Raw genomic sequence first — 5,584 nt, forward strand, 5'->3', positions numbered from 1 at the left:
CATCGCCCCGACCATCGGTCTCGCCTGGGGTCTGGCGCGCTTTCCGGCGCGGCGGGTCCCCACCGGCTGGCTGATCGCCGATGATGTCTCGTCCAGCCTGCATAACCTGCCCGTCGAAGGCCTGCGCATTGGCGATACGGCGGCAAAACTGCGCCGTTTCGGCCTCAAGCGTGTCGGCGACATCGCCCATCTGCCGCGCGCCAATCTGGCGCGGCGTTTCGGTCCCGATCTGGTCCGCCGCCTCGACCAGGCGCGCGGGCTTCAAGACGAGACCCTCAATCCGTTACAGCCGAAAACCCCGTTTCGCGCCCGGATGCGCTTTGCCGATGCCCTGCTTTTGCTGGAGGGCATCAAACAGGCGGTGCGCGAGACGGCCGAGGTGCTGTGCGCGCATCTGGAGGCCGAGGGCCGCGGCCTGCGCCGGGTCGAGCTCAACCTGTTTCGCGTCGATGGCAAGACCCATCTTTTGATCATCGGCACCGCCGCGCCGGCCCGCGATCCGGCCCATATCGCCCGCCTGTTCAACGAGAAACTCGACCGCGCCGAAATCAATATCGGCTTCGGTATTGATGTCATCGAGCTCAATGCCACCGCCACCGACCCCCTGTCGGGCCAGCAGTCCGGACTGATCGGCGATGATCAACTGGATGCCGAGGATTTCGCCCGCCTGACCGACCGGCTCAGCGTCCGCCTCGGCGAGACCCGCGTCAAACGCGCCGCCCGCCGCGACAGCCATATCCCCGAACGCGCTGCCGGCTGGAGCGCCGACACCGTACAATCCGGCGCCGCCCTGATGCTGCGCGAGGCGGGTGGCCAGCAAGCTTTTCTGCTGACGCCGGAACGCCCGCTGCTCATCCTCGCCCGGCCGGAACCGGCCGAAGCGGTGGCGGAGATTCCCGACGGCCCGCCGCGCAGCTTCGTCTGGCGCCGCACCCGCCACCAGGTGCGCCAGGCCGAAGGCCCCGAACGCCTCGCCCCGGAATGGTGGCGCCCGCCCGGCCGCGCCAGCCCGAAAACCCGCGATTATTTCAGGATCGAGACGGTCGAAGGCCGCCGTTTCTGGCTCTTCCGCGACGGGCTCTACGGCCCGGAGACCCTTAACCCGCAATGGTTTGTACATGGAGCATCATGATGGATATGACTCACGCACCCCTCACCACCACCGAGATCGCCCGCCGCCGGCGCAAGACCATGCCACTGGCCGCCCGGATACTCTGGCAACGCCTGCGGGCCGGCCGGATTTGCGGCCATAAATTCCGGCGTCAGCATCCAATCGGCGGCTATATCGTCGATTTCGCCTGCCTCAGGCACAAGCTGGTGATCGAGCTTGAGGACGGGCCGCGCCCGACCGGCGACGCGCTGCAACGCGACCGTAGGCGCATGCTCGATCTGATGCATGAAGGCTGGACCGTGCTGCGGCTGGCCGAGTCCGATGTTTTCAACCGGCTTGACCAGGTCATCGCCACCATCACCCGGCATCTGCCGCCGGAATCCGACCGTCAGACCGCAGCTGCGCGCGCCGGACAACACGTGTGACCGCATTCGCCGAGCTGGTCGCCGCCAGCAATTTCACCTTCCTGACCGGCGCCTCGCATGGCGATGAAATGGTCGCCCAGGCGAAAGCGCTCGGCCTGGCGGCGATCGGTCTGGCGGATCGCAATTCCTTTGCCGGCGCGGTGCGCGGCCATCTCGCGGCAAAGGAGGCGGGGATCAAATTTCTGGTCGGGGTGAGACTGGTCACCACATGCGGTTTCGAACTGGTCGCCTATCCCAGACACCGCCACGCCTATGGCGCCCTGGCGCGCATGCTGACCGACGCCAATTTCCGCTCGAGGAAAGGTACATGCGAGCTATGGCTGGAACAGATTGTCGAGGCCTCACAGGACCAGGTCTTCATCCTGCTGCCGCCCGATCCCCTGGATGCGGATTGGCAGGCCAGGGCAGCGGACTTCTGCGCCCGCTCGCAGGCCAGCCATCACCTCGCCCTGAGCCGCCGTTTCGATGGCCGCGATGGCGAACGCCTGCACGGGCTGGCCCGGTGCGCCGCCGGGCTCGGGCTGGACTGCATCGCCACGAATGACGCGCTCTATCATGTCCCTGAACGCAAGCCGCTGGCCGATGTCGTCGCCTGTATCCGCGAGCATGTGAGGATCAAACAGGCCGGCTATCTCATCGCCGCCAATGCCGAACACCATCTCAAACCGCCGGAGGAAATGGCGCGCCTGTTTCGCGGCTATGAGGCGGCCGTCGCCAATACCATCACCCTCGCCGGCAGCATCAATTTCAGCCTCGAGGAACTGGTCTATCAATATCCCAGCGAAGTGGTCGGCGATCATGAAAGCCCGGCCCAGACCCTGCGCCGGCTGACCGCAGAGGGGCTGGAACGGCGCTATCCGGATGGTCCGCCGGACAAGATCGCCGCCGCCATCGCCCATGAACTGACCCTGATCGAGAGCCTCGATTTCCCGGCCTATTTCCTCACCGTCCACGATATCGTCCGCTTCGCCCGCAGCCAGGGAATCCTGTGCCAGGGGCGCGGCTCGGCGGCCAATTCAGCCGTCTGTTTCGCCATCGGCATTACCGAGGTCGACCCGACCCTGATCGACCTGTTGTTCGAGCGCTTTGTCTCGGCGGAACGCGGCGAGCCGCCCGATATCGATGTCGATTTCGAGCATGAGCGGCGCGAGGAGGTGATCCAGTATGTCTATGAGAAATACGGCCGCCGCCGCGCCGCCATGACGGCAACGGTCAATTGCTACCGGCCGCGCGGTGCCATTCGCGAGGTCGGCAAGGTGTTCGGCCTGTCCGGCGATGTCATCGCGGCCCTGTCGAAGACGCTGTGGGGCTGGTCGACCGATGATCTCACCGATAACCGTATCCGTACCGAACTCGGCCTCGATCCCGACACGCCCGATATCGCGATGACGCTGCATTATGCCCGCGAGCTGATGGGGTTTCCGCGCCATCTCTCGCAGCATCCCGGCGGTTTCGTGATGATGCAGGGCCGGCTCGACGAGATCGTGCCGCTGCACAATGCCGCCATGCCCGACCGCACGGTGCTGGAATGGGACAAGGAGGATATCGATGCGCTCGGCCTGATGAAGGTCGATGTGCTGGGCCTTGGCATGCTGAGCTGCGTCGCCCGCGCCTTCGACCTGATCGAGCGCCATTATGGCCGCCCCCTCACCATGGCCTCGATCCCGCAGGCCGATGAGGCCGTCTATGACATGATCTGCAAGGCCGACACGGTGGGGGTGTTCCAGATCGAGAGCCGGGCCCAGATGACGATGCTGCCGCGCCTGCGGCCGCGCTGTTTCTACGATCTGGTGATCGAGGTCGCCATTGTCCGGCCCGGTCCGATCCAGGGCGATATGGTGCATCCCTATCTGCGCCGCCGCTCGGGGCTGGAGGCGGTGGAATACCCGTCAAGGGCGCTCGAGGAGGTGTTGGGCAAGACGCTCGGTGTGCCGCTTTTCCAGGAACAGGCGATGCGCATCGCGATTGTCGCCGCCGGTTTCACCCCGGCCGAATCCGACCAGTTGCGCCGCTCGATGGCGGCCTTCCGGCGCTCCGGTTCGATCCATGAAATGGGTGAGAAGCTGATGAAGGGCATGATCGCGAAAGGCTATGAGCCCGATTTCGCACAGCGCTGTTTCAAACAGCTCGAGGGCTTTGGCGAATACGGTTTTCCCGAAAGCCATGCCGCCAGTTTCGCCCTGATCGTCTATGTCTCCTGCTGGCTGAAGCACTACTACCCGGACGTCTTCGCCGCCGCGATCCTCAATGCCCAGCCGATGGGGTTTTACGCCCCGGCGCAACTGGTCCGCGATGCGCGCCAGCACGGCGTCGAGGTGAGACCGCCCGACATCAATCATTCCGACTGGGACTGCACGCTGGAGCCGGCCAAATCGGGCCCCCATTTCGCCCTGCGCCTCGGCCTGCGCCAGATCAAGGGCATGCGCGAGCCCGCCGCCGCGCGCCTGATCGCGGCACGCAACGAAGGCGGTCCCTTCACCAGCGTCCCCGATCTGGCCCGCCGTTCGCGCCTCGATCGCGGCACGATGGACCGGCTCGCCAATGCCGATGCCTTCGGCTCCATCGCGCTCGGCCGCCGCCAGGCCGGCTGGACGGCGCTGGCCCAGGCCGGCAAGCCGCTGCCGCTGTTCGAGCACGCCGATGAATACGGCCATGAGGCCGCCACCGCCCTGCCACAGATGAGCGCCGGCGAGGAAGTGGCGCAGGATTACAAGACGCTGCGGCTGTCGCTCAAAGCCCATCCGATGAGCTTTTTCCGGTCTGAGCTGGAGGAGAGCGGCCATGTCCGCGCCGGACAACTGACCGATATGCGCGATGGCCGCTGGGTCAGCCTGGCGGGCCTGGTTCTAGTACGCCAGCGCCCCGGCTCGGCCTCGGGCGTGATTTTCGCGACGCTGGAAGACGAGACCGGCGTCGCCAATATCATCGTCTGGCCGAAATGCTTTGAACGTCACCGCAAGATCGTGATGCGCTCCAAACTGATGGCCGTCACCGGCCGGCTGCAGAAGGAGGGCGAGGTGATCCACATCATCGCCAGCCGCATCACCGACCAAAGCTGGCGCCTCGCGGCGCTGGCCGATGGCGAAGAATTCGCCGAGGCCCTCGCCCACGCCGACGAAATCGCCCGCCCCCAGGATGACCCCCGCCTGATCGGGATCTATCGCCGTGTCATGCAAGGGGAAAGGCTGGAGGATGTGCTGCCGAAGAGCCGGGATTTTCATTGAGCGGTTGAGCCAGACGTCCCTGCGCGCGCTTGCATTACGGCCGGTGTTTCAGAAATACTCCGGCCATGTCCCGAACACTCGATACCATGGCCGCCAACCACACCCCTTCCGGTCCCCGCCTGAAAGACGCTGTACTGGCCGGCTCGGTTTATTTTGCTGCCATTTTCGCGATTGGCTTCGTCTTCGGCGTCTTGCGCACGCTCGCCCTGGATGCGCTCCCGAACCTCACCCGGCTGGGCGCGGTGCTGGTTGAAATCCCGGTCATCCTCGCCCTGGCCTGGATGATCTGCGGCGTCGTGATGGCCCGCTTTTCGCTGTCGGCCCGCGAGGGGGCCGCGATCGTGATGGGTGTGATCGCACTGGTCCTGTTGCTGGGCGCCGAGGCCGGACTTTCAATCGGAATGAATGGTCTCAGCCTGCAACAGCATCTCGCGCTCTACCATCAGCCCAGCCATGTCACCGGACTGGCCGGACAGTGTCTGTTTGCCCTTTTCCCCTGGTTCCGGGTCAGGCTTTTGCCCCCTCCGGCGCGCCATTTGCAAACAAAACCCTGACACGCCTGACCTGTTGCGAAGCGGGTCAAGCGGATGCAGATTGGGAGCGGTCATGAGCGAGCCACAAAGCCTGAGCGAAGACGAAGCCCACGCCATGCGCCTGCTATGGGATCGTGGCGGTGCCTCGGTGAGCGAGCTGGCGCAGGCGAGCCGGCAACCGGCCAGTGCGACGCTGTCCATCCTGCAGCGCCTGCGCCGCAAGGGTGCGGTCGAGCGCCAGCAGCGTGGCCGCGATATCCGCTATCTGCCGCGCCTCAACCGCCAGACCGC

The 5,584-nt window shown here is 65.6% G+C and carries 5 protein-coding genes; all 5 read left to right on the plus strand.

Annotated elements, in window-relative coordinates; genetic code table 11:
- A partial coding sequence (locus AAC023_RS13335) for a DUF6504 family protein (protein ID WP_339741688.1) occupies window positions 1–1,132 on the plus strand: 1,132 nt, incomplete at its 5' end.
- Window positions 1,133–1,137: 5 nt separating this feature from the next.
- The gene (locus AAC023_RS13340; protein WP_339741689.1) at window positions 1,138–1,536 is read left to right on the plus strand and encodes an endonuclease domain-containing protein; all 399 of its coding nucleotides are present in this window, start codon (window positions 1,138–1,140) and stop codon (window positions 1,534–1,536) included.
- Window positions 1,533–4,760: an error-prone DNA polymerase gene (locus AAC023_RS13345; protein ID WP_339741690.1), complete on the plus strand. Its 3,228-nt coding sequence runs from the start codon at window positions 1,533–1,535 to the stop codon at window positions 4,758–4,760. Before AAC023_RS13340 ends, AAC023_RS13345 begins: the two co-directional genes overlap by 4 nt.
- 65 nt (window positions 4,761–4,825) lie before the next feature.
- The gene (locus tag AAC023_RS13350; RefSeq protein ID WP_339741691.1) at window positions 4,826–5,314 is read left to right on the plus strand and encodes a hypothetical protein; all 489 of its coding nucleotides are present in this window, start codon (window positions 4,826–4,828) and stop codon (window positions 5,312–5,314) included.
- Between the two features lie 52 nt (window positions 5,315–5,366).
- On the plus strand, window positions 5,367–5,584 hold a 218-nt coding region (locus tag AAC023_RS13355; RefSeq protein ID WP_339741692.1), incomplete at its 3' end, for a BlaI/MecI/CopY family transcriptional regulator.

Origin of the sequence: uncultured Maricaulis sp. (assembly GCF_963976135.1) — a bacterium.
Lineage (GTDB): Bacteria > Pseudomonadota > Alphaproteobacteria > Caulobacterales > Maricaulaceae > Maricaulis.

Coding starts and splice junctions, on each gene's coding strand:
- AAC023_RS13340 (WP_339741689.1), top strand. CDS start 1,138: ATGACTCACGCACCCCTCACCACCACCGAGATCGCCCGCCGCCGGCGC.
- AAC023_RS13350 (WP_339741691.1), top strand. CDS start 4,826: ATGTCCCGAACACTCGATACCATGGCCGCCAACCACACCCCTTCCGGT.